This window comes from Corallococcus sp. AS-1-12, assembly GCF_020036995.1.
Taxonomy (GTDB): Bacteria; Myxococcota; Myxococcia; order Myxococcales; family Myxococcaceae; genus Corallococcus.
On the sequence record NZ_JAIQDD010000001.1, the window covers coordinates 341,397 to 363,319 of the forward strand.

Consider the following 21,923-nt stretch of genomic DNA (forward strand, 5'->3'; position numbering starts at 1 on the left):
GAAGCATGGCGTGGCTGCTCACGGGTGAGCGCAATCAGTGCGCTTCCAGTCGCTCGCGCAATCGGGCGACCACCTGCGCCTGCGAGGCGCTCAGCGCGGGACTCACGTCCACCGGGTAGGGAGGACGTGCCGGCTCCAGCCGCCGCATCTCCCGTGGCAGGCGTGCCAACTCCTCCCGCGCGTGAGCCCGGAGCGCCGTCAGCGGTGGAGAGGCGCCCTCCTGCCGCAGGCCCGCGTGCATCACCCGCCGCAGCAGGGGACGCCCCGGGAGCACTTCGTCATGACACGCGAGCACGTCCCGCCTCGCCACGCCGTCCTGCTCCTCGCGGAACACCTGCTTGCGTCCGGGCAGCAGCACCTTGCCCGGTGACAGCTTGAGCCGCCCCCGGCCCGCGTACTCCACCAGCTTGTAGGCCATGTCCAACGCGGGCGCGTCCTCGGACACCCCCATGGCCGTTCCCACGCCGAAGGCGTCGATGGGCGCCTGATGCGACAGCAGCCGCGCCACTTCGTCCTCGTCCAGACCGCCGCTCGCGAAGATTCGCACGTGTTGCAAACCCGCGGCGTCCAGCAGCGCGCGGGACTGGTGCGAGAGCGACGCCAGATCCCCTGAATCCAGCCGCACCGCTTGCACGTGGAAGTCCGGCCCGAGCTCCCGCGCGAGCGCCACCACCTTCCGTACTCCTTCGAGCGTGTCGTACGTGTCCACCAGCAGCGTCGTGTCTGGGAAGCGGTGGACGTAGGCCCGGAAGGCGGCGAGCTCGTCGTCGTGCGCTTGGATATAGCTGTGCGCCAGGGTGCCCGACACAGGGATGCCATAGCGCTGCGCGGCTTGGAGGTTGGAGGTGGCGCTCACCCCAGCGACATAGGCGGCACGTGCCACCTTGAGGCCCGCGTCCTCGCCATGCATGCGCCGCACGCCGAAGTCCACCACGGGCCGGTCACGCGCGGCCTCCACCACCCGCGCCGCCTTCGAGGCCGCCAGCGTCTGCAGGTGCACCTGGTTGATGAGATACGTCTCCACGAGCTGCGCCTCTGGCAGGGGCGCCACGACCTCCAGGAGCGGCTCCTGCCCGAAGACGGGCGTGCCCTCGGGCACGGCGTGAACGTCGCCGGTGAAGTGGAAGTGCTCCAGCCAGTCCAGCAGCCGCCGGGAGAAGCGCCCCAGTGACTCCAACCAGGCGAGCTCACCGGGAGAGAAGCGGAGTGTCTCCAGATAGGTGAGGGCCTGCTCCAGGCCGCACGCCAGCAGGTAGTTCCGGTGCGCGGGCAGGCGGCGGACGAAGAGGCTGAAGGCCGCCTCCTCGTGGAGCCCCTCCGCGAGGTAGGCGTCCACCATCGTGAGCTCATAGAGGTCCGTGAGGAGCGCCGGCACCATGGGTTTCCCTCCCTCCGCGCACCGTCATGAAGGTATTGCCGCGCGCGCCGAGGAGAGCGCACGGACTCGATGGCGCTCCCAAGCCGGTCTCCCCGCAGGCCGGAGGACACCGACACGGCGAACCGCGCCGTCCCGGTGTCCCCTGGATGCGACCTTTCAGCCCGCGCACAGCACTGGCGCGCGCACCCGCACCCGGTGAGGCAGGGTGCGCCTCACGGCGTGTAGACCTCCGCGGACTCCTCATCGATTTCGGTGTTGGGAGGCGTCCCGGCGATGAGCGCCCTGCCGTCAGGCAGCGCCGTCACCGTGTAGCCAATGCGAACGATGGCCGGCGCGGGGGCCATGCTCCACGTGCCCGAGTCCGGCGCATACAGCTCCGCCAGCGACGGGGCCACGACGAGCACCCTGCCATCGGCCAGCCGCACCGCCGGGCCTCCGATGGGTTCGAGGGGGGCGCCCGTCAGGCACCAGGTGTTCAGGAAGGGGTCATACAACTGCGCCGTCTTGCCCCCCGCGACGAGCACCTTGCCATCGAACAGCACCACCGGTTCGCTCCCCACGGGCGCGAGCGGAGGATGGGCCAGGCTCCAGGTTCGCGTGGCCGGGTCATACAGCTCCGCCTCGGTGACACCCACGGCGAGCACCTTGCCCGTGGGCAGCAGCGGCGCGGTGGAGAAGTGGGGTTCGGCCATGGCGCCCGCCGGGCTCCAGGTTCCCGTGGCCGGGTCGTATACCTCCGAGGACGTGAGGTAGCCGTTGATGTCCTCGCCTCCCGCCACGAGCACCTTGCCGTCCGGCAGCAGCGTCGCCAGTTGCCTGGAGCGGCCCTGGGCCATCGAGCCTGTCCGGGTCCAGGTGTTCGTGGTGGGGTCGTACAGCTCCGCCCCATTGGAGAAGCCCTCGACGCCCTCCAAGCCTTCGCCTCCCGCGACGAGGACCCTGCCGTCGAGCAGCAGGGTCGCTGAGTGGAAGAGGCGGCGCGCGTTCATGGGCGCGCCCGCGCTCCAGGTGTTCGTGGCCGGGTCGAACAGCTCCGTCGTGTCGAGGTAGAAGCTCCGTTTCTGCGCGCTTCCTCCCGCGATGAGCACCCTGCCGTCCTGAAGCAGCGTCGCGGTGTGGCCCCACCGGGGACCGCCGCCCATGGGGCCGGTCGGATCCCAGTGGCCCACGAGCGTGCAGTCCGGCAGCCCCTCCACCGTGAAGCTCCGGCTGGTCGTGAGGTCAAAGGCATTCGTCACGGTCACGGTCACGGTGGGAGTCGTGCCCGGGCGGATACACGTGGGCGCCGTCCAGGTGACGCGGCTGTGGGTGCCCAACTGCACGGGAGTGCCTGTCGTGCCGACACTGGAGTCCCACGCGAAGCTGAGCGTGGAGCCCTCGGGGTCGCTGGCCACCACTTCATACGTGAGCACCTGGTCCGGGCTCGCCGTGTCCGAGGAGCGGTAGGAGCGGACGATGACGGGCTCGAGGTGGTTGACCGGGGGCGTGCTGGTGACGCACAGGGCGACGGTGCCCGTGTTGTGCCCGCCACGTCCGTCGGACACGGAGACGCTCAGGCGGCAGTTGTTGCAGGCCTCGGCCGGCGCGAGCGAGGGCGTGAAGCGAGCGGTGCTGGAGACCGCGTCGGTCCAGGTTCCCGCGCACGACGCGCTCCAGGCGTACGAGAGCGAGTCCCCGTCCGGATCCGACGCCGTGACGGACACCGTCGTCGGTTGTCCGACGACGAGCTGCGTGGGCGCGGCGTCGAGCGAGGACACCTCCGGTGCGCTGTTGAAGGAGATGGACAGCTCGGCTTCGCCCTCGCCTTCGGGCAGGACGTTGACGACCAGGATCGCGCTGGAGGCCAGGCCGCGCGAGTCCGTCACGGTGAGCGTCAGCGTCTGGATGCCGGTGGACATGGGCGCCGTCCACGAGGTGAAGCGCTCGGTGGTCGACGCGAACGTGCCCGCGGTGGCGCTCCAGGCGTAGGCGATCGTGTCACCCGGGTTCGGATCCTGCGCTGAGGAATGCAGGGAGACGGTGCCTCCGGCAGTCACGGTGCTGGGGTAGGCCACCACGAACTCGATGACGGGCGCTTCGTTGTCGAAGGGCGGCGGAGGATGGAGCTGCTGGAGGGTGATGGCGACGAAGGTCGTCTGGTTCGCCAGGATGGTGACTCCGGAGGCGGAGCCGGAGAAGAGCAGGGTGCCGGAGGCGTCATAGGCCCGCGCGGCGAAGGCGCGGTCGGTGCCCGCGGGGATGTTGCCGATGGTGCCGCCCCACACGCCGTTCGTGGGCGCCAGATCCACCCAGACAGAAGGAATGTCCGGCCCTCCCGAGGCGACCGCGACGCGGGCGATGGTGGAGGAGAGGGATTGGGGCACCGAGACGGCGAACCGCGCCGTCCCGGTGTCCCCCGCGGAATTACCACAGCCCGCGCACAGCGCTGCCGCGAGCACCAGTATCAGGTGAAGGCCTGCTCTTTTCATGTTCGTCCCCCTCGCCGCGAGCGTGAGGCTCGCGAAGCAGTCGCGGTGGATGAGAGGACTTGGGACGGAGATGCGAGGAGTCTCACCCTGCCTGCGACCGGATCGACTATCCAGGATGGATGGCATTGCCGCCATGACCCGGACAGGTGGTTCACCGTCCTTGGGCTGACGACCAGAGCGCCTTCGCGTGCATCTGGCGCGGCGTGTCTCAGGACGTCGTCAGTGGGAAGCGCAGATCAGGCCCACGCAGTTGCCCGCGCCATTGTCTCGCGCGACGTTTCCTCCTCCGTCGAACGCGGTCGGCGCGAAGAGGCCATAGCCCGTGTTGCCCAGGGCGACGTTGCTGCGCACCGTGGGCTTGCCGGGCACCTGGACCCGGAGGCCATCGCCGTCGTTGCTCAGGAACTGGTTGCCGCGGATGATCCCCGTGAGCACGACGGGGACCTGCCAGTCGCGGCCGGACAGCGTCAGGCCGTCCGCGTTGCCGAAGAAGGTGTTCCCGTCGAGGTAGACCGTGTCGGCGGCCGCCTGGAGACCCGACCCGTTGTTGACGACCTGCGAGTCGATCATCGAGAGCTTTTGCGGCTGCCACACGGGCACCTCCGGCGGCGCGAGCGCGGTGTTGTTCGAGATGAGCGTGTTCTCGAACCGCATCTCGTCGCATTGGCGGAAGCCGCCGTCGTTCGGGATGGTGCTCACGGAGGCATTCCACGCGATCGTGCTCGACCTGACGCGGACGCGGCCCTGCCGGCAGAAGACGGTCAGCTCGTTGGACGTGAAGGTGGAGTCGAGGACGTCGAGGTCATGGAAGTCCACGTACATCGCGGTCCCGTTCTGGGTGAAGACGGAGGACCGCACGTCGAATAAACCGGTGGATCCGTCGGGTTCACCGTCCAGCCCGACCAGGTTCCCCCTCAGGCGGCATTCCGTGATGAGGAACCGCATCTCGGTGACGCCGTTGTAGATGGCGGCTCGGTTGTCCACGAGCTCCAGTTGGTGAAGACGCAGGTTCCGCACTCCCGAGGATTCGGTGGTCGCGACGCCATGGCCGAAGCCCTCGATCGTGCCATTGCGCACCGTGCTGTTGGTGTCGACCGTGATGCCGACAGACTCAATGTTCTCCGGTCCGGTGCGGCGGATGGTGTAGCCGCCCAGGTCGAGGACGACGCCTTCTCCGGAGACCCGGAGCGCGTAGGGGGCCGTGCCCGGACAAGAGAGGTTGTGCGTGAGCTTCGTGTGATGGGTGATCGTGTCACCGCAATGAATGGTGGTGCCGCCGCTGGCCTGGACGGCGGGCGCCCCCATGATCAATGTGGCCGTGGCGACGGCGACGACGAATCCATGCGTCCGCTGCATGTTGCCTCCCTTGGCCGGAGGAGTCCGGCCGTAGGCGGACAGGCTAGGCATTGCGCTTCCGATGGCGTCCCGCCCGGCAGTGGTGGCGCGACCGCCGCGGAGTAACGGTCTGCCTGCGTGGGAGGGTGGGGCGGCGCGGGCACGGACCGCGAAAGGGGGCCAGGAGGCAGGCGTGACGCCGTGAGGCCGCGCTTCCCCGGAGGGCTCCCTTGTGTCCCGCCCCCGCCATTTCCATCTCAGATGGGATCCCATTCGCGGAGAGCGCCATGCGCAGGTTCTTCGTCCCGATGTTGCTCATGCTGAGCCTGCTCGCTGCTCCGGCGCTGGCGGGTGACGTCGTCCATCAAGAGACGGGGCTGACCTTCTCGCTGCCTGAATCGTGGTCGGCCGGCCAGGACGGCGACGTGCTCATCGCCACGAGTCCGGACCAGAAACTCTCCATGGTCTTCATGGTGACGGACATCCGCGCGACGGAGGACCTGGTGGCGGACGTCACCCGGGAGATGGGCGGGAAGCTCCGCGATGTCGTTCTCCTGAGCGAGCCCGAGGCGCGGCGGGTCAACAACCTGATTCAGACCCATGCCGAGGGCACGGGCACCTGCTCCGATGGAACGACGTGTGACTGGGACCTCACCCTCGTGTCCGGCGCCCGGCGCAACCTCCTCGTGATGACCCTGGGGGACCTCACTTCCCGGGAGGCGACCGTCCACGAGGTGTACGAGTCCATCCGGACCGAGATGTAGCGCGCGAGGGGCTTCCGAGCCTTCCTGCCCCCACGCGGACCCATGAAGATCCATCACCTCACGGTGGCCGAGTGCCTGCACAGCCTCGACAGCCGCGAGGAGGGGCTGGCCAGCCCGGAAGCGGCGCGCCGCCTGCACGAGTTCGGTCCCAACCAGGTCTCCCATGCCCGGCAGGAATCGCTGGTGCGCCGCTTCCTGCATCAGTTCACCCACTTCTTCGCGCTCGTGCTCTGGGCGGCCGCGGCCCTGGCCTTCGTGTCCGCGTGGCAGGAGCCCGGCCAGGGCATGGAGACGCTGGGGGTCGCCATCCTGTGCGTCATCTTCGTCAACGGGGTGTTCTCCTTCGTCCAGGAGTACCGCGCGGAGCGGGCGCTCGCGTCGCTGCGCCGGCTGCTGCCCGCTGAGGTGAAGGTGCTGCGCGACTCACAGGTCGGTCTGCTGCCGGCTTCCTCGCTCGTTCCTGGTGACGTGCTCCTGCTGGACGAGGGCGACCAGGTGCCCGCGGACGCGCGCGTGCTGGAGACGCATGGCGCGCGGGTGAACAACGCCACCATCACCGGGGAGTCCGTGCCGGAGCTTCGCGAGGCCGGGCCCAGCGGTGAGGAGGAACTGGTCCACAGCCCGAACGTGGTGTTGGCGGGCACCTTCCTGACCACCGGGCGGCTGCGGGCGCTCGTCTTCGCCACCGGCATGCAGACGGAGTTCGGCCGCATCGCCCACCTCACGCAGGCGACGCCCGCGGAGCTGTCCCCACTTCAGCGGGAGATCGTCCGGCTGGGCCACATCGTCGCGGTGCTGGCCATGGCGCTCGGTGGCGTCTTCTTCCTCATCGGCCGCGCGCTGGGACTGCCTCCGTGGGAGAACCTGCTGTTCGCCATTGGCATCATCGTGGCCAACGTGCCCGAGGGGCTCCTGCCCACCGTCACGCTGGCGCTGGCCATGGCGTCGCAGCGCATGGCCCGGCGCAACGTCGTCGTGCGCGACCTCGTCTCCGTGGAGACCCTGGGCTCGGCGACCGTCATCTGCACCGACAAGACGGGCACCCTCACCGAGAACCGGATGGAGGCGCGCGCCCTGTTCGTCGCCAGTGGCCGCCATGACGCCTCGCCTCAGGCGCTGGTCTCGCTGGGTGCCTCGTACCCGCGCCTCTTCGAGGGCGCACGGCTGTGCCACATGCTCCAGGAGGTGCGTCGTGACGGGGCGCCTGTGCTGGCGGGCGATCCGATGGAGGTCGCACTGGTGCACATGGGCGCACGCGCGCGGCCGGGCCCGCTGGAGGCGAGGCGCGAGGACGAGCTGCCCTTCGACCCCGAGCGCAAGCGCCTCTCCACCGTGCACCGCATGCCGGAGGGGCGCTTGCTCCACACCAAGGGCGCGTTGGAGTCCGTGCTGGCGCTGTGCCGGGAGGTAGAGACGGAGCAGGGCGTGCGCCCGCTGACGCCAGAGTTGGCTGGACGATTCCGCGATGAAGGCGAGGTGCTCGCACGCGAGGGGTTGCGGGTGTTGGCCTTCGCGTACCGGCGTCTGCCGGATGGGGTGTCGCCGTCGCACTGGGAGGAGGGGCTGGTGCTCTCCGGGCTGGTGGGCCTGGAGGACCCCTTCCGCCCGGAGGTGCCGGCGGCCATCCAGCGGTGCCGCGAGGCGGGCATCCGCGTCATCCTCGTCACGGGGGACCATCCGCGCACGGCGGAGGCGGTGGCGCGGCAGGTGGGGTTGGTGCGGACGGAGCGGCCGGTGGTGCTCACGAGCGCGGAGCTGCGGAGGCTTTCGGACACGCAACTGCAACTGGCGCTGGACGCGCCCGAGGTGCTCTTCGCCCGCGTGGCCCCGGTGGACAAGCGGCGCGTGGTGATGGCCCTCAAGCGCAAGCGCGAGGTGGTGGCCGTCACCGGAGACGGCGTGAACGACGCGCCCGCATTGAAGGAGGCGCACATCGGCATCGCCATGGGACTGGCGGGCACCGACGTGGCTCGCGAGGCCGCGGACGTGGTGCTCGCGGACGACAACTTCGCCAGCATCGTGGCCGCGGTGGAGGAGGGGCGCGCCGTCTACTCCAACATCCGCAAGTTCCTGACGTACATCCTCACGTCCAACGTTCCGGAGATCGTCCCCTACCTGGCCTTCGTGCTGCTGCGCATCCCGTTGCCGCTGAGCATCCTGCAGATCCTCGCGGTGGACCTGGGCACGGACATGCTGCCGGCGCTGGCGCTGGGCGCGGAGCCGCCCCATGCCCGGGTGATGCACCAGCCGCCTTCGGACTTCCGGAGGCGGCTGCTAGATGCGCCGCTGCTGCTGCGCGCGTACCTCTTCCTCGGGGTGATGGAGGCAGCGGCGGGCATGGCGGCCTTCTTCTTCGTGCTGGGGCGCGGCGGATGGAGCTACGGCGAACCGCTGGCGTGGAACGCACCGCTGCACCTGCGGGCCATGGCCGCATGCCTGGGGGCCATCGTCGTGATGCAGGTGATGAACGTGCTGTTGTGCCGGACGGAGCGCGCGCCCACGTTCTCCGTGCGGCTGCGGGACAACCCGCTGCTCTTCGTGGGCGTGGCGGTGGAGCTGCTGCTGCTGGGCTTCATCGTCTACACGCCGTGGGGCAACCGCGTCTTCGCCACGGCTCCGCTGCCTGGTTCGCTGTGGCTCTTCGTGCTGCCGTTCGCTGTTGGGATGCTGGCGCTGGAGGAGGCGCGCAAGGCGTGGACTCGCCGCGTCCGGTGGCGCCGCGGCGGCAGGGGAGGGCTCCCACGCCGGGCGGTGAAGTCCCCTGTCCGCGCCCATGCGTAGATCTCCAACACAGGGCCTCAGGAGGAACCCACCATGAGCACCGCCGCCCCCGCTCCCGCGCCCCATCGTTTCGGTGGCCGCTTCATCATCGCCTTGGGCTTCATCACGCTGGGCGTGCTGTTCCTCCTCTCCCAACTGGGGGTGGGGGGCCTGGGCTGGTTCCTTGGCACCTGGTGGCCGCTGCTGCTGGTCGTTGTCGCCGTGGGCAACCTCGTATCGAGCGGCGGCAGGAGCCTGGGCGCGCTCATCCTGCTCATCGTCGGCGTGACGCTTCAGCTCGACGCGCTCGACTGGTTCTCGGTGAACGTCTGGTCGGTGGCCTGGCCGATCCTCATCGTGGCCATCGGGATCCGCATGCTCGTCGAGCCGCGCCTGCGCAACCAGCCGGCTTCGGGCGCAGTGGCCTCCAATACGCGGACCGTCGTGACAGGCGAGCGGGCCTCCGTCGTGGCCATCATGGCCGGGCGCAACGAGCGCGTCCTGTCGAAGGCGTGGGCAGGCGGTGAGGTCACCGCCGTCATGGGCGCCGCGGTGCTCCACCTGGAGGGGGCGCTGCCGGTGGAGGAGGGCGCCCACCTCCGGACCACCGCCGTGCTGGGTGGCATCGAGATCTTCGTGCCCCGGCACTGGGAGGTCGCGGTCCATGGCACGCCCCTGCTTGGAGGCATCGACGACAAGCGCCACCCGGAGCCTCCGGCGGAGGGCATGCCACGCCCGAGGCTCATCATCGACGCCACGGCCGTGATGGCTGGCGTCGAGATCAAGGACGCGTGACCCCGGGTGTCACGCGGAGGGGAATCCCGTCACCTTGCTCGCGGGAAGGGCTTCCAGAGGTAGGCCTCCAAAGCCATCAGGAGGTCGTCCGCCATTTTCAGGGCGTCGGGCCGCCAGGGGGTGGTGAAGCGCGCGTCCATGCTCGTCTGCCGGATGTGAGTCAACCATGTATGCACGTCCCGCTCCGGATAGCCCGCTCCCATCGCGGCCTCGTACAGGAGGGAGTACTCCCGGAGGAGGTAGGTGCTGAAGGTGAGGGGATCATCCGAGCCCACCGCGATGGGCACGGGAGGTGGCGCGCCTTCCTGCACCTGCGGTGGAAACAGTCGCAGGATGGGGTGGTTGCGCAGGTCCATCAGGTTGCCGATGAGCAGGTTGCTGGACGGGTTCACCTCCACGACGATGCCCCGGGCGCCCACGCCCCGGCGCATGCCGTCCTGGACGGCGCGCAGCGCCTGCACCTCCGAGGAGTCCAGGGCAACGTCGACCAGGTGCTGCCCACGCCGGTAGACCGCTTCATCCTCACGGTAGTGCTCGAGGAGGTGGCAGACATGGACGGCCTGGTGCACTTCGTGCCAGCGCAGGCGCCCGAGCGCGCGGGTGAAGGTGGTCAGCCCCAGGTCCCGGTCCTCTCTTCCCACGGGCCAGCACCAGAGCTGATGCAGGACATGGTGGGCCTCGGCGAGCACCGCGGGTGGGATGGCTCTTCCGAAGATGAACTCGGACAGATCCCGGAGGGTGTTCTCCACCTTCGGAGTCCGAGAAGGGGGCGCCTCCGCGCGAAATTCCGGCGGCATCCGGTACTGGCTGTACAGCCGCCACTCGAAGACCAGGTCCCACAGCCGGTCCTCGGCGGGCATCATCACGGTCCCCACGGATTCGGCCCATTGCTGGGGCTCGAGCCCCAGCGCGATGGCGTGGCCCAGGCGCCCACCGGTGCGATCCAGCAAGTACTGGGTGCACTCGTAGATGCGGCGCAGCCCCTCCATGAGGTGGCGGAAGTCTTCTCCCACGTGGGCGGTCATTCGCAGCGGTGGAGGGTGGCGCGCGTGGGCGAACCCGGGGGCGCATGCGGCTCCCCGGCGAACCGCGCGGTACAGGGGCGCGAGCACCCAGGTGGGCACGCTCAGCTCATCCGCGGCCACGTCCAGCCCGCGCACCAGCCACGGCAGCTTGGGAATCCTCCGCAGCAGCTCCACCAGCGAACGGACGTGCGCGGACTGTTCGACGAAGTAGCCCGCGAAGCGCCCGCCCAACTGGCGCGGGTGGAGTGCCTGCGGCTCGGCATGGGTCTCCATGCCATAGGCGAGCGGGCGGCCTTCCTCCCAGGCATGTCTGGGGTCCCGCTCCTTCTTCAGGAGCACGACCACGCCGAACTCGGGTGGGCTCCCCGCGGTGTTCCCGCTGCTCAACTTCTCCAGCACACGCCGCCAGGAGTAGGTCAGGGCCCACAGCTCCTCGGCCAGGAGGGAGGGAGTCTTCCTGGAGCCCGTGCGTATTTCGAGGGAGGCAATGGACTGGCCTCCTCCCGCCACGTCATAGGACGCCTCGGAGCGAACGGAGCGCAGCGGGCCCGTCGCCAGATGCAGTCGCCCGGAGAAGCGGATGAACCACAGCAGGCCCGCGGTCATGGGCCGCTGCACCAGGCTGCGGTAGGTGATGCAACGGATCCGCATCACCTGCCAGAAGAGTCGGGTGAAGGCGTCGTCCTCCGGGGCCTCCGGCTCGTGGGCACGGGTGTCGAGCCGGGCCAGGCCATGGCGTATGAGCCATCGCTCCCCGCCATTGGGGGTTCGCAACCGCAGCCGGACGGCGATGGGGTCGCACCGCCTCCAGACGTCCTCGATGGTCGGAGGAGGCTCGACGTTGTTCTGGAGCGCCATTGGGTGGAGGTCCGCGTAGAGGCTCCGCAGGGGCTCTAGGTCCGGCAAGAGATCCTGGGAGCCGCTCGCCAGGGAGTCCAGCGTCCGCACCAGCACCCGCCGCCGCTGGTACTGCCAGGCCGACGCGCTCGCCAGCTCCCGCAGGAACTCCGGCAGGGATCTGTTCTGGCCGCGCAGGAGGTACTCAGCAAGCACGCAGCGCGCCACCGCGGCGGCCAACAGCCATCGCAGGAACAGCGTTCCATCACCAAAGGGGAGGTTCGGCCCCCGCAGCACCTCGTGCTCCAGCGAGGGGTTCCCCAGCGCTGACAGCAGGGCGGCCCACAGGAGGGGAAAATCCATGCCCGCGCCGATGTGGTGGTGGATCTCCGCAACGCCCCGGTCCAGCAGTTGGCGTATCAGGAGGGGGGGATCGATGTTCACCCGAAGCGGAGGAGGTTCCTCCCGCACCGCGGAGAGGAGCAGATCCTCCGGCATGGCGAAGAGGAGCCAGCGATAGTGGGTGAGGGCATCCACCGCATCGACATCCGTGCGCAGAGCGATGTCGGTGACACCGGGACGGCGCTCCAGATGTGCCTCGGCCAGGGCACGCAGGTAGCGGGCCATGGGCACGCGGTGCAGGCCGCGCCGCCCCTGGTCCCGGCTGGACGTGGCGAACCAGAACTCGTCTCGCAGGGCGACGAGCCGGTCCAGGGACCAGCCGCTGGCATGTTCCGAAAGGCGCTGCTCGCACTCCCGCCACAGGTCCGAGGTCCGCTGTCTGTCCTTCCGGGAGTCCGGCGCGGGCTCCAGCGTGATCAAGCCATCCGTAAAGGCCTTCTCGCTGGTCAGTGGAAAGCTCGCCACTTCGGCTCGCATATAGGCTTCGGGAATGCTCCGTGGCGCTACCGCGCCCAGTGTCCTGCCCTGTCCGGAGTGCATCATGGCGGCTCCGCTTCCTGGGCGAGTTCCTGCTTCCAGTTTTCATCCCTGGGCATCAGCTCCTGGAGTTCATGGGGTGTCAGCAACTGGAGCACTTCGAGCTTGCGACCTTTGCGGTAGTTGTCGTGGTCCACGGTCCTGAACCAGGCCCAGAGCACCTGATTCAACCACTGGCGCTCCCGGAACCTTGGCCGCATGGGCCGTCCGGTTTCCTTGAACAGGCGTTCGTAGGAGGCGGAGCAGGTGGCCCGCTCACGCACCAGGAGCTCCCGGTTCCGGGTCAGAAGATGAAGGTGGTTCTCCCAGAAATTCAGCAACGAGTTCCAGCCCGTGTCGTTCATTCCACCCCCATCCCACGCCAGCAGGCGTGAGAGCAGGGGGGATGGCGCGAACTCCGGAAGCATGAACAGGGGAAGAGACTCTTCCAGCCATTGCCCCCCGATCCAGCTACGGTCGTAGTGTCTGCATTCAGCTTGAACGAACCGGTAGAACTCGCCCACATGACGGCGGACGCGCTGTTCGTAGGCCTCCAGCGGATTCGTCTCAATCCCCCCCTGTTCGGTCAGGGCGTCACTTGCGAAGAGGGTCCCCTTCCAATCCCACTTCCCCCGTTGCGGCCCCGCGATCGAGCAGAGGTTGTCGACCCATGCCGCCTGGACGAAGCGGAAGCATGACTCCGCGAAGCGGAGATGGGACCTGTCCGTCCGCGCGAAGGCCTTCTTCGCCCTGAAGAGCGCGGCCTTCCACTGCACGGTGAAGAGCATGAAGTCGAAGTAGGTCTCCCATCTGGGAAGAGTCCATGGAAACTCAATCTGCACGTGGGGTTCGAGAGCGGAGTGCTCCACCCAGAGCTCATGCAGTGTCACCACGAGGTCGGGAGTCATCTCCTGGGCGCTCGCGGTTTCGACCAGGACCCGGGGCTCCTCCTCCTCCGACAACATCAGCACGTCGTGCAGGAGCATGAACCAGCCCGCGACATCCGGAGGGAGCGGGACGGAGCGACCGGGCGATTCGAGGTCGTCCAGCCTGAGGATGAGGTCGCCGAAGCGGCGCAGGTGGAGTTGACGGCTCAACACCCTGCTGCTGGACAGGTCCTTCTTCCAATTGCGACTGCCATCCAGCCGTACCTCCTCTTCCTCCCAGCGGGGCCACTCCACCACGTCCGCCAGGGTGGTGCGTTTGTCCTTGCGAACGGGTTGCCCGGTGAGATCCAGGAAGATCTTGTGCCGGTTGTTCCGCCGGATGATGCGGTTATGCAACTGCTCGCTTGCCCAGGCTGGCAAGTCGCTCTCGTCAATGGCACGGCGAAGCATGAGGGTCGCCACCGTGACTGCCCCATCCCCCGCCTCGCCCCCATCGTCTTCCTGGCGCCGCCACTCGCGGTAGAGGGCGTGCCAGAGGTCTTGCAGGGTGCGCGCTGGGATTGAAAGCGCCAGCCTGGCTGCGTACGTGAGAACAGGCGCCTCTATTTTCTGGCCTTCTTGAGGGGTCGGGGACTGTTCTTCCAGGCTTCGGTCTGCATCCTTGCTCTTTTCCCTGAGGTGGGTGTCTTGCTCATTGACCTGGAGGGACTCGTGGTATGCCTTTGACACCTCGCCATCGAGCCGTTTGTGGATATCGAAGAGCGCGGAGAAGTGCTCCAGTTGTTCCCCCCGGCTGGACTCTTTCCTATGTGGCAGTTTGAGCCCATCCAGCAGCTTATGGAGGCTCGGCCGCGCATCAGAGTCATGTGTCTGATCGCCGGGACCGTATGGATACCACCAGGCGCGATCCGGGCTGACGGTGTCGAGTTCGATCCGATAGCTGGGGGGGAGTGCCCGGCGGAGCGTGGTGGCGGCCTGGCGACGGGCAATGGCGATTGATTCCGCTTCCCCGCTTGCACCAATGCCTGTCTGGCCCAAGGTGATGAGCTCCTTCTGGAAGGAGCGCTCCATGAAGAGCTGGAACTCCTCCGCGCCAGCCGCCAGGACGAACCAGATCCTCCGGCTGGAGACCATCCGGGTGAGCTTCACGATGCTGTAGAGGTGATCGATGCTCCGGTCCACATTGTCGATGGGGAGCACGAGGAGCACCTGCGGGCCGCCCGCGGAACCGAAGCGGGGGATCGACAGTGTGCGGGACACCTCCTCCATGGCCATGCGGAAGTGTGGCTGGAAGTCCGTGAAGGTGTCGGACGACTTGATCTGCAGCTCCGCGCGCGTGCGGTCATCCGTGGACCGGATGGCCTCCCACATGAGGGTGGCGTCCTGGACGAGCCGGTCCAGTTGGCCCCACGCCTCCTCCGCACTCTCCTCGAGGAGGGAGGAGTGAGATGACGACGTGCCTCCGTGGACGGAGCCGCCGGTTTCGGACTGGCCGAGCGCGGCGCTCACGCGGACCAGGAAGGTCGCCAGCAGGTTGGCGTCCGCGTGAAGCGGCTCCAGATCGAGTGGATCCAACCAGATGACGCGCTTTTCGATGTCCTGGAAGAGCTGCGCCAGAGGATCCAGCTCCGGCTTCACGTCCTCCAGCTTGCGACTCCCGTAGAGAAAGGTCCGCCAGTCCTGGAGCGCCTGCGCGGCGCTGAGCAGGACGGTGGTCTTTCCAGTACCGCGTTCGCCGGAGATGAGAAGGCTGGTGGAGAGGTGCTCGTCCTGGTTGGGTTGGGTGCTGGTGTCGCAGGCGGCCCTCAGCCACGCGATGAGATCACGGAGGGCATCCTGCGTTGGAGGCAGGAGCTCGTCCCATCGGTAGGCCTTGGCCTCGGGGATGGGGGTAGGGCTGAACAGAGAGGACGGTCGGTTCTTCTTTGGATCCGGTGCCATGCAGGAACCATGGCAAGTGGTGCAACCCCGTGAACCAAGCGGGGAGTAGGGCGAAGCTAGGAACGCCCGGAGTTGGAATACCCATGCGTTCCCTGCCAGGGGCGCTGGCGAAAGTCGCGGGTTCCCCTGTTCGAAGCCAATGGCTACTCAAGGGCTGTCCAGCGAGGGGCCGCTCACCCAGGAGCAGTCCTTCATCCTCCAGCAGTGCATCCAGAGGTTGACGCGGGCCTGGGTAAGCATTGACCGCCCCCCGAGGCAGCCCTGAATACAGTCATCCAGGTCATGAGCGCTGTGATGCTGGTGTTCATCTTCGGAATAGCCCTGGGCCGCTACCAGAGCTACTTCAGGGACATCAACGAAGGCAGCATCCTGCTCTTCAGCCTGCTGGGCGCGGGTGGGGCCATCATCTCCAACATGATGACGAAGGATCCCTTCATCTTGTCCGTGGGGCCCACGACGCGATACTTCGTCTACTACCTGTTCGCCAAGCCGGTATTGGGTGGCTTTACCGCTGCTTTCATCTATCTCCTGGTCAAGTCCGGGGATTTCCTCGCGAAGCCGCCCTCGCCGTTCCTCATGGGCTGCATCGCGGTGGCTGCGGGCTTCTCCGGCGACCGGCTCCTTGGCGCGACCATGGACAAGGTGATGGCGAACCTCTTCAAGTCCTCCGAGAAGGCGCTCGTCAAGCCCGAGGCATTCGCCAAGGGCGAGTAGCGCCGCGTCAACCATCCGTTTCTCGCAGTCTCATGGATACAAACTCAGGAGGAACGGGTCGTAGGTGTCCGGCGTGGTGGGCTGGAGCGTCCCCGTGCCGAAGTCCACCGGGCCACGGAAGCCTCCTGTCACGGCGACCTCTCCCTCGCGCGAGACGCCCAGGCCCGTGAAGAGCGTGGTCTCCTCCGGGAAGGTGCGCACCCAGTCGCGCGCTCCCTCCACCCGGTCGTACTTGTTGACGAAGGCGTACAGGGAGGAGTCGGGGGGCAGTGGGCCCGAGCCCACGTTGTCTCCCGGCATGGCCGTACCGAGCACCGTGACGCGATCCTCGTGGTCGGAGCGCACCTGGGAGACGAGCCAGCCCAGCTTGTGGCCCCAGCGGTCGTCTCCGTCGCGCGTCATCGCGAGCACCATGCCCGTGCTGCCCACCGCGCGCCCGATGAAGGTGCGCCCGTCGAACGTGAAGCGGCCCGTGAACCGGCCCACGGGCATCACTCGGTTGCCGTGCACCGCGATGTCGTTGAACCGGGTGAGGGCGGTCGCGCCCTTGAGCGTGCGCGACCAGACATGCCGCCCTGACGCGCTGAAGCGGGCCACCACGGCCGTCTCCACGCCCGGCGCGGACGGCCGCAGCGCGCCGCCTCCAAAGTCCGTCGCTTCGTCGAAGGAGCCGGCGATGTAGAGGTCGTCCTGCTCGTCGGTGGCGACGCCCCCCAGGAAGGCGGTGGCCGGCGAGGCGAAGACGCGGTCCCACAGCCAGGCCCCGTCGCGGGTGTACTTCACCAGGAAGGCGGAGACAGGCCCCGTGCTGCGCGGGCCTCCACCGAAGTCCGCTGGCCCCTCCACGGCGCCCGCGAGGATGACCTGGTCCTTGCTGTCGACGGTCAGCCCGGGCGCCCCGTCGTAGTTGCCTCGCAGGGTCCGCACCCAGCGCACCTCTCCGTCGCGCGTGAACTGCGCCAGGAAGAAGCCCGTCACCGTGACGCCTCCGAGCACCACCGGGTGGGAGGTGTTTCCTCGCACGGTGATGTTGCGCTGATGGTCCGTGGCGGCGACCTCGAAATAGGTGTCCGGGAAGAGGGCTCCCTCCGCCGCGCCATAGCCGTGGGACCAGAGCAGCCGCCCATCGCGCGCGTACTTCACGATGAAGGCGTTGTGCCCGGACTCCGCGGCGACCGCGGGCAGCGCGCCGCCGCCGAAGTCCGGTGCACCTTCGTACGTGCCGACGACGATGTTGGCGCCGTCCCGGTCCGTGGTGACGTCACCCGGCAGGACGTTACCTCCCGGTGAGCCCACGCCCCGGCGCACCCAGCGCGTCTGGCCCCCGGCATGCCGCGTGTCCAACGAGGCCTCGGAGCTCCGGGCCCGGGCCGTTTCCACGGGCTCCAGACCACACCCCGTGGCCAGCGTCACGCCCAGCCCCCACCCCATGATGACCCACGCCCTCATGCCCGTCATCGTCGCCTCCGGACCGCTGGTACCCGCGCCCGTGGCGGGCGCGGTGCGGTAAGGAGGGTTGGCAATGCCAGCCGCCCTGGACACCCGTGCGGAGGTCGCACGGGCGTGTTGGCGTGCCTTGAAGGCGGACGGGGATGTCGGGCCGCTTACGCCTTGCCCTTCGTCGCGCCCCCACCAATCTGGATGCGTTTGGGCTGGACCTCGGGACGCTTGGGGATGTTCAGGGTGAGCACGCCGTCCTTCAGCTCCGCGTTGACGTGGTCCACGTCCACACCCTCCGGCACCGTGAAGGTGCGGCTGAAGCTGCCGTGGCTGCGCTCGTAGGTGAAGAAGCGCTCGCCCTCCTCGCGCTTCTCCTCCTCACGCTTGCCGCTGATGGTCAGCCGCTGTCCGGTGACGGAGATCTCCACGTCCTCCTGCTTCATGCCCGGCAGGTCCGCCTTGAAGACATAGGCGTCCTTCGTCTCCTTCACATCGAAGTCCGGGGTGAGCGCCCAGCCCTCCTCACCTCCTGGAATCATCCTGCGCAGCAGCGCCGCCGGCTCCCCGTGGAGCAACTCGTGCATCTGCGCGAACGGGTCCCACGTCTGCTCGCTGCGCGCGAGCTCCCGCGCACGCCGGATGGGAAGCAGTGCCATGACTCATCTCCTCGCTCATGCCGTACGCCGCGCGGCATGCGCGGCGGGCCTCATGCTCCACGGAAACGATGAATCGCCACGTCCGTGATGCAACGGGGTGGGGCGGCTTCGCCCGGCGCCTGGTCCTCGCGCCGCCCACAGAGGGGCTCATCCCCACTGGAGGACGAGTGCCTCCTCTCCCTCCAGCACCACCCGCGTCCGGGGGCCCAGCCGGCGTGCCTCCCGGTCCATGACGCCACACAGCCATTCGGCGTCTCGCAGTGCGGCGCGGTGGGGCCGGAGTTGACGCAGTTGCATGGGACGCATGCGCAGGCTGACGAGCTGGCCGCTCATCGGGTCCACCGACGCCAGGTACATCAAGGCCAGGTCGGGTCGGTAATCCTCGTGGCCGTGGATGCCCTCGTAGTCGTTCAGGAAATCACCGCACCCATGGAGGATGAGCTTGCCCTGGTGGACCTCGATGCCTCGGGGGTGGTGCGAGGAGTGACCGTGGACGACGTCCACGCCGGCCTCCTCGATGAGCGCATGGGCGAAGGCCCGCCGGACCTCCGGCACCGTGTAGCCCCAGTTGCCGCCCCAGTGGATGGAGGCGATGACGACGTCTCCCTTGCGCTTGATGGACGCCACCCGTTCGCCCAGACGCCGCGCCGTCGCGAGGGACAGGTCGGGCAGCAGGTCCACGCCCGGCCTGTCCCTCCCCGCCGCCCATTCCGGCGGAATGCCGCTGCTGTCGTCTCCGCACGAGAACACGACGACCCGCCTCCCAGGTCCCACCTCCAGGCAGGCGGGCCGACGGGCCTCCTCCAGGTCTTCCCCCAGCCCCGCGGTGGCGACTCCCAGCTTTCGGAGCGTGGCGAGTGTCTCCGTCAGCCCCGGGTAGCCCCAGTCGAGCACGTGGTTGTTCGCCAGCGCGCAGCAGTCGATCCGGGCCGCCGTGAGACAGGCGGCGTTCTCGGGGTGCATCCGGTAGTGGATGCCCTTGTCGGGCCACCACTGCTCGCTCGTGGTGATGCTTGTCTCCAGGTTGATGAGCCGGATGTCGGGCGCGGCCGCATCCAGTGCGGCGAGCGCTTCCCCCCAGATTTCTCCGAAGCCGACGGGCTTGCGGATGGGGCCGCTGTGCTCCTCGGCCAGCGCGACGTAGTCCCGGGCGTCTTGGAGATAGGACTCGTGGATGCCGGGTGGAGCGGGGTGGGGCAGGACCTGATCAACGCCCCTGCCGGTCATCACGTCGCCGCACAGGAAGAGAGAGATCGCCCGAGCTGGCTGGAAGTCCGCGTCCATCTTTCGCTCCATCACACGCTTCCCCTGGAGAACGATGCGGCCCGCGACCGACAGCGGACAGGCCCAGGCAAGGGCTGGCGGGGCCTGGGCGTTGCGCCGCCTGGTCAACAGGTGGGCGGCCCACGGCCTGGCTCCAGCTTCAGACCTCGCCGCCTTGAATGCCCAGCTCGCGGTACAGCGGCGCCAGCGCCTGCTCCAGCAGGGCCTGGTGCTCCGGGTCGAGCGCGCCCTGACCGCTGCCCACCTTCCCCTCGCGGATGAAGCTGCCACGCTCCGGCCTGCCCCGGAGCGGGTCGAAGCGGTGTGTGTTCCGCTTCATGTAGTCGAAGCTCGTCTTCTCCAGGATGCTTGGAAGCCACGCGTCCTCCAGCCGCAGGCCCAGGAACGTGGCGATGCGCCGGCACTCGCGCTCCCGGTTCGCGACCAGGTCCGCGTAGCGCACGTGCAGGACGTTCGGGTCCTGGCGGTGCGGCCACCACGACCGCAGATGCGATGACCAGCCGTTGTGCCGCAGCGCCCCCTGGAGGTACTGCGCGAAGTCCTGGCTCCCTCCCTGACGGAGGACCTGCTGGTGGTAGTAGGAGAGCAGGCTGTCGGAGGCCGCACGCGTGACGTAGAGGATCCGGCTGCTGGCCGGGGGCCTCAAGAGCGCGTGGTTCTGGTGCGTCTTGATGATCCGCGGCGACGGCAGCGCGGCCAGCAGCGCCCGGCCCTCCGGCTTCGTCCCCAGCGTGTCCAGGAAGGGGGAGACGTCCTGGATGTGTTCGAACTCGCCGCGTCCCTCGTGCAGCAATTGAAAGACAATCTGTTGCATCCACGTCGTCCCGGCCTTCGCCGCGGTCGCGACATAGATGTCGCCGGGCAGCGGCTTGAGCAGGACGTACCGCGCCCGGAACCACGCGTAGGCCCCCCGCAGGCCCGCCCATTGGTACTTCAGCCGGAGCCTCCACCCAGGCTTTGTTCGGGAAGCGCGCGGCTTGGCGATGTTCACTCGGTCCCCCTGGCAAGTGTTCCGGATAATCTAGATAAACTTGTTTAGTTGGCGTTGTTGGATTTTGTTGATTTGTCTCCCAGCCACCAGTCAGGATGGCGCCTCTCCGGAGACACGAAGCCATGCCGATGGATCCCCGAGCCGCGAGTTTGATGGCGCTGAAGAACTGGGCGCAGCAGCGTGAAATCGAGCCCGCGAAGATCGCGCGTCTGGTGGAGGGGCTGTCCTCGGCGGAGGTCCGCGGCGCGCCGCTCCAGAACCCCGTGATGATGTGCCCGGGGCTGGAGGCGAAGCCTTGGCACGACCCCCAGCGCTACGCCTTCGTCGCGGCGCTGGAGCAGGCCTTTCCCGCCATCCGCGCGGAGCTGCTGGAGCAGTACGGCAGCCTGAGCACCCACCCCGAGTCCCGCATGCTCGCGGTCCGCGGCAAGTGGGACACGTTCTACTTCTTCAACACGGGCCACCGGTTCGCGGAGAACCAGGCCTCGTGCCCCAACACCACCCGGGCGCTCTCGCACGTGCCGGGCATCGAGGTGGCGGGGATGGCCTACTTCTCCGTCATGGCCCCGGGGACGCAGGTGAAGCCCCACTGCGGCTTCACCAACACCCGCATCCGGTGCCACCTGGGGCTCGTCGTTCCCCCGGACTGCGAGATGCGCGTCGGCAGCGAGACGCGCGGCTGGGAGGAGGGGCGTTGCATCGTGTTCGACGACTCCTTCGAGCACGAGGTCCGCAACGACTCCGACCGCTTCCGGGCCGTCCTCCTCGTCGACACCTGGCATCCGGACCTCAGCGAGGTCGAGCGTCAGGCGCTCACGTTCCTCATGTCGTCCTGGAAGGCCTTCCTCAACTGAGCGGAGGGCCGGCGCCGCGCTCAGGCCGGCTGACGCCGGCCCGGCATGCGGTTCGCCACGAGGAAGAGCGGGTCGATGCTCCGCACCCGCTCCTCCGGAGGCAGCGTGCGCAGTTGGCGCGTGACGAGGTGCAGCTCCGTGCAGCCCGCGATGAAGCCGTCCACGTCGTGGGTGCGGACCAGCCGCTCGCACAGCGCGGTCGCCTCGGTGGCGTCCCCGTGCTTCTTGAGCCGGTAGATGACCTCGTGCAGCTCCGCCTGCTCCTCGGGGGTGGTCCAGTGCAGGTGCGGCTCCGCCGCGCGCCAGCGCTCGTTGCGCTCGAAGACGCGCGCGGTGCGCGTGCCCTGGCTGGAGAGGATGAGCCAGCGCTTCCCGGACGCGATGACCTCGTCGAGCACCATGTCCACGAGGGACACCGTGAGCTCACGCAGCGCGGGGGAGACGTATCCCAGGAAGTGATGCATGGTGACACATGCAATCACGATGCGCTGGGCGCCGAGCGACCGCAGCCGGCCCATGACGCCTTCGAGCCACCGCACGACCGCCGTCTCCTCGCCTCGCAGGATGGCCTGCGTGCGATCCGGCACGTTCGGGTAGGACAGGAGGATGCACGCGGGCCCCTCCTGCTCCAGCTCGAAGGGGTTCTCCTCGTAGATGGTCTTCAGGAACTCCGCGGAGGCCAGGGGCCCGAGTCCTCCGACGATGCCCAGCAGCTCCCTGGGAGCCGGGACCCCGTCGACGTCCCAGGCCGGTGTGCGGATGGGCTGAACTGGCGCGATGTCCAAGGAGTGGCTCACGGGAGATCCTAGCTGGCTTGTTTTACAATATTTCCAAGATAAAAGCACCTGATAAACCGGATTGGGCGTTCTCACGCCC

15 protein-coding genes are annotated in these 21,923 nt (G+C 68.4%); 5 read left to right on the forward strand and 10 right to left on the reverse strand.

Annotated features, from left to right (window positions below; genetic code table 11):
• Positions 1 to 34 precede the first annotated feature (34 nt).
• The 3 genes from K8556_RS01350 to K8556_RS01360 form a co-directional block, all read right to left on the reverse strand.
• Positions 35 to 1,378, reverse strand: coding sequence for a nicotinate phosphoribosyltransferase (locus K8556_RS01350; RefSeq protein ID WP_223738208.1), 1,344 nt, complete (start codon positions 1,376 to 1,378; stop codon positions 35 to 37).
• A gap of 212 nt (positions 1,379 to 1,590) precedes the next feature.
• On the reverse strand, positions 1,591 to 3,846 hold the full coding sequence (locus tag K8556_RS01355) for a kelch repeat-containing protein (RefSeq protein WP_223738209.1): 2,256 nt from the start codon (positions 3,844 to 3,846) through the stop codon (positions 1,591 to 1,593).
• A gap of 219 nt (positions 3,847 to 4,065) precedes the next feature.
• Positions 4,066 to 5,202, reverse strand: a complete 1,137-nt coding sequence (locus tag K8556_RS01360) for a right-handed parallel beta-helix repeat-containing protein (RefSeq protein ID WP_223738210.1) — start codon at positions 5,200 to 5,202, stop codon at positions 4,066 to 4,068.
• 266 nt (positions 5,203 to 5,468) lie between these two features.
• Between K8556_RS01360 and K8556_RS01365 the strand changes: the two genes are divergently transcribed.
• Genes K8556_RS01365 through K8556_RS01375 form a run of 3 tightly spaced genes read left to right on the forward strand, consistent with a single transcriptional unit; the run spans position 5,469 to position 9,500 of the window.
• A complete protein-coding gene (locus tag K8556_RS01365; RefSeq protein ID WP_223738211.1) occupies positions 5,469 to 5,945 on the forward strand; it encodes a hypothetical protein in 477 nt (158 codons plus the stop codon).
• A gap of 42 nt (positions 5,946 to 5,987) precedes the next feature.
• A complete protein-coding gene (locus K8556_RS01370) occupies positions 5,988 to 8,726 on the forward strand; it encodes a cation-transporting P-type ATPase (RefSeq protein WP_223738212.1) in 2,739 nt (912 codons plus the stop codon).
• Positions 8,727 to 8,759: 33 nt separating this feature from the next.
• On the forward strand, positions 8,760 to 9,500 hold the full coding sequence (locus K8556_RS01375; RefSeq protein ID WP_223738213.1) for a LiaI-LiaF-like domain-containing protein: 741 nt from the start codon (positions 8,760 to 8,762) through the stop codon (positions 9,498 to 9,500).
• Positions 9,501 to 9,529: 29 nt separating this feature from the next.
• Here K8556_RS01375 and K8556_RS01380 read toward each other — a convergent pair whose 3' ends face one another.
• Positions 9,530 to 12,184: a hypothetical protein gene (locus K8556_RS01380; protein WP_223738214.1), complete on the reverse strand. Its 2,655-nt coding sequence runs from the start codon at positions 12,182 to 12,184 to the stop codon at positions 9,530 to 9,532.
• Positions 12,185 to 12,303: 119 nt separating this feature from the next.
• Positions 12,304 to 15,108 (reverse strand): hypothetical protein, encoded by a 2,805-nt coding sequence (locus K8556_RS01385; protein ID WP_223738215.1) that lies wholly within the window; start codon positions 15,106 to 15,108, stop codon positions 12,304 to 12,306.
• Positions 15,109 to 15,390: 282 nt separating this feature from the next.
• On the opposite strand from K8556_RS01385, the gene K8556_RS01390 reads away from it, so the two are divergent.
• On the forward strand, positions 15,391 to 15,822 hold the full coding sequence (locus K8556_RS01390) for a hypothetical protein (protein WP_223738216.1): 432 nt from the start codon (positions 15,391 to 15,393) through the stop codon (positions 15,820 to 15,822).
• A 30-nt stretch (positions 15,823 to 15,852) separates the two neighbouring features.
• Here K8556_RS01390 and K8556_RS01395 read toward each other — a convergent pair whose 3' ends face one another.
• The 4 genes from K8556_RS01395 to K8556_RS01410 all read right to left on the reverse strand — a co-directional run bounded on the left by K8556_RS01395 (position 15,853) and on the right by K8556_RS01410 (position 20,193).
• Positions 15,853 to 17,280, reverse strand: a complete 1,428-nt coding sequence (locus K8556_RS01395) for a hypothetical protein (RefSeq protein WP_223738217.1) — start codon at positions 17,278 to 17,280, stop codon at positions 15,853 to 15,855.
• Between the two features lie 146 nt (positions 17,281 to 17,426).
• Positions 17,427 to 17,918 (reverse strand): Hsp20/alpha crystallin family protein, encoded by a 492-nt coding sequence (locus K8556_RS01400; RefSeq protein WP_223738218.1) that lies wholly within the window; start codon positions 17,916 to 17,918, stop codon positions 17,427 to 17,429.
• Positions 17,919 to 18,065: 147 nt separating this feature from the next.
• A complete protein-coding gene (locus K8556_RS01405) occupies positions 18,066 to 19,214 on the reverse strand; it encodes a CapA family protein (RefSeq protein WP_223738219.1) in 1,149 nt (382 codons plus the stop codon).
• A gap of 127 nt (positions 19,215 to 19,341) precedes the next feature.
• Complete coding sequence (locus K8556_RS01410; RefSeq protein ID WP_223738220.1) at positions 19,342 to 20,193, reverse strand: sulfotransferase domain-containing protein; 852 nt, start codon at positions 20,191 to 20,193, stop codon at positions 19,342 to 19,344.
• A 128-nt stretch (positions 20,194 to 20,321) separates the two neighbouring features.
• Here K8556_RS01410 and K8556_RS01415 point away from each other — a divergent pair, with 128 nt between their 5' ends.
• The gene (locus tag K8556_RS01415; RefSeq protein ID WP_223738221.1) at positions 20,322 to 21,047 is read left to right on the forward strand and encodes an aspartyl/asparaginyl beta-hydroxylase domain-containing protein; all 726 of its coding nucleotides are present in this window, start codon (positions 20,322 to 20,324) and stop codon (positions 21,045 to 21,047) included.
• Positions 21,048 to 21,067: 20 nt separating this feature from the next.
• On the opposite strand, the gene K8556_RS01420 is transcribed toward K8556_RS01415, so the two are convergent.
• The gene (locus K8556_RS01420) at positions 21,068 to 21,844 is read right to left on the reverse strand and encodes an amino acid racemase (RefSeq protein ID WP_223738222.1); all 777 of its coding nucleotides are present in this window, start codon (positions 21,842 to 21,844) and stop codon (positions 21,068 to 21,070) included.
• Between the last annotated feature and the right edge of the window lie 79 nt (positions 21,845 to 21,923).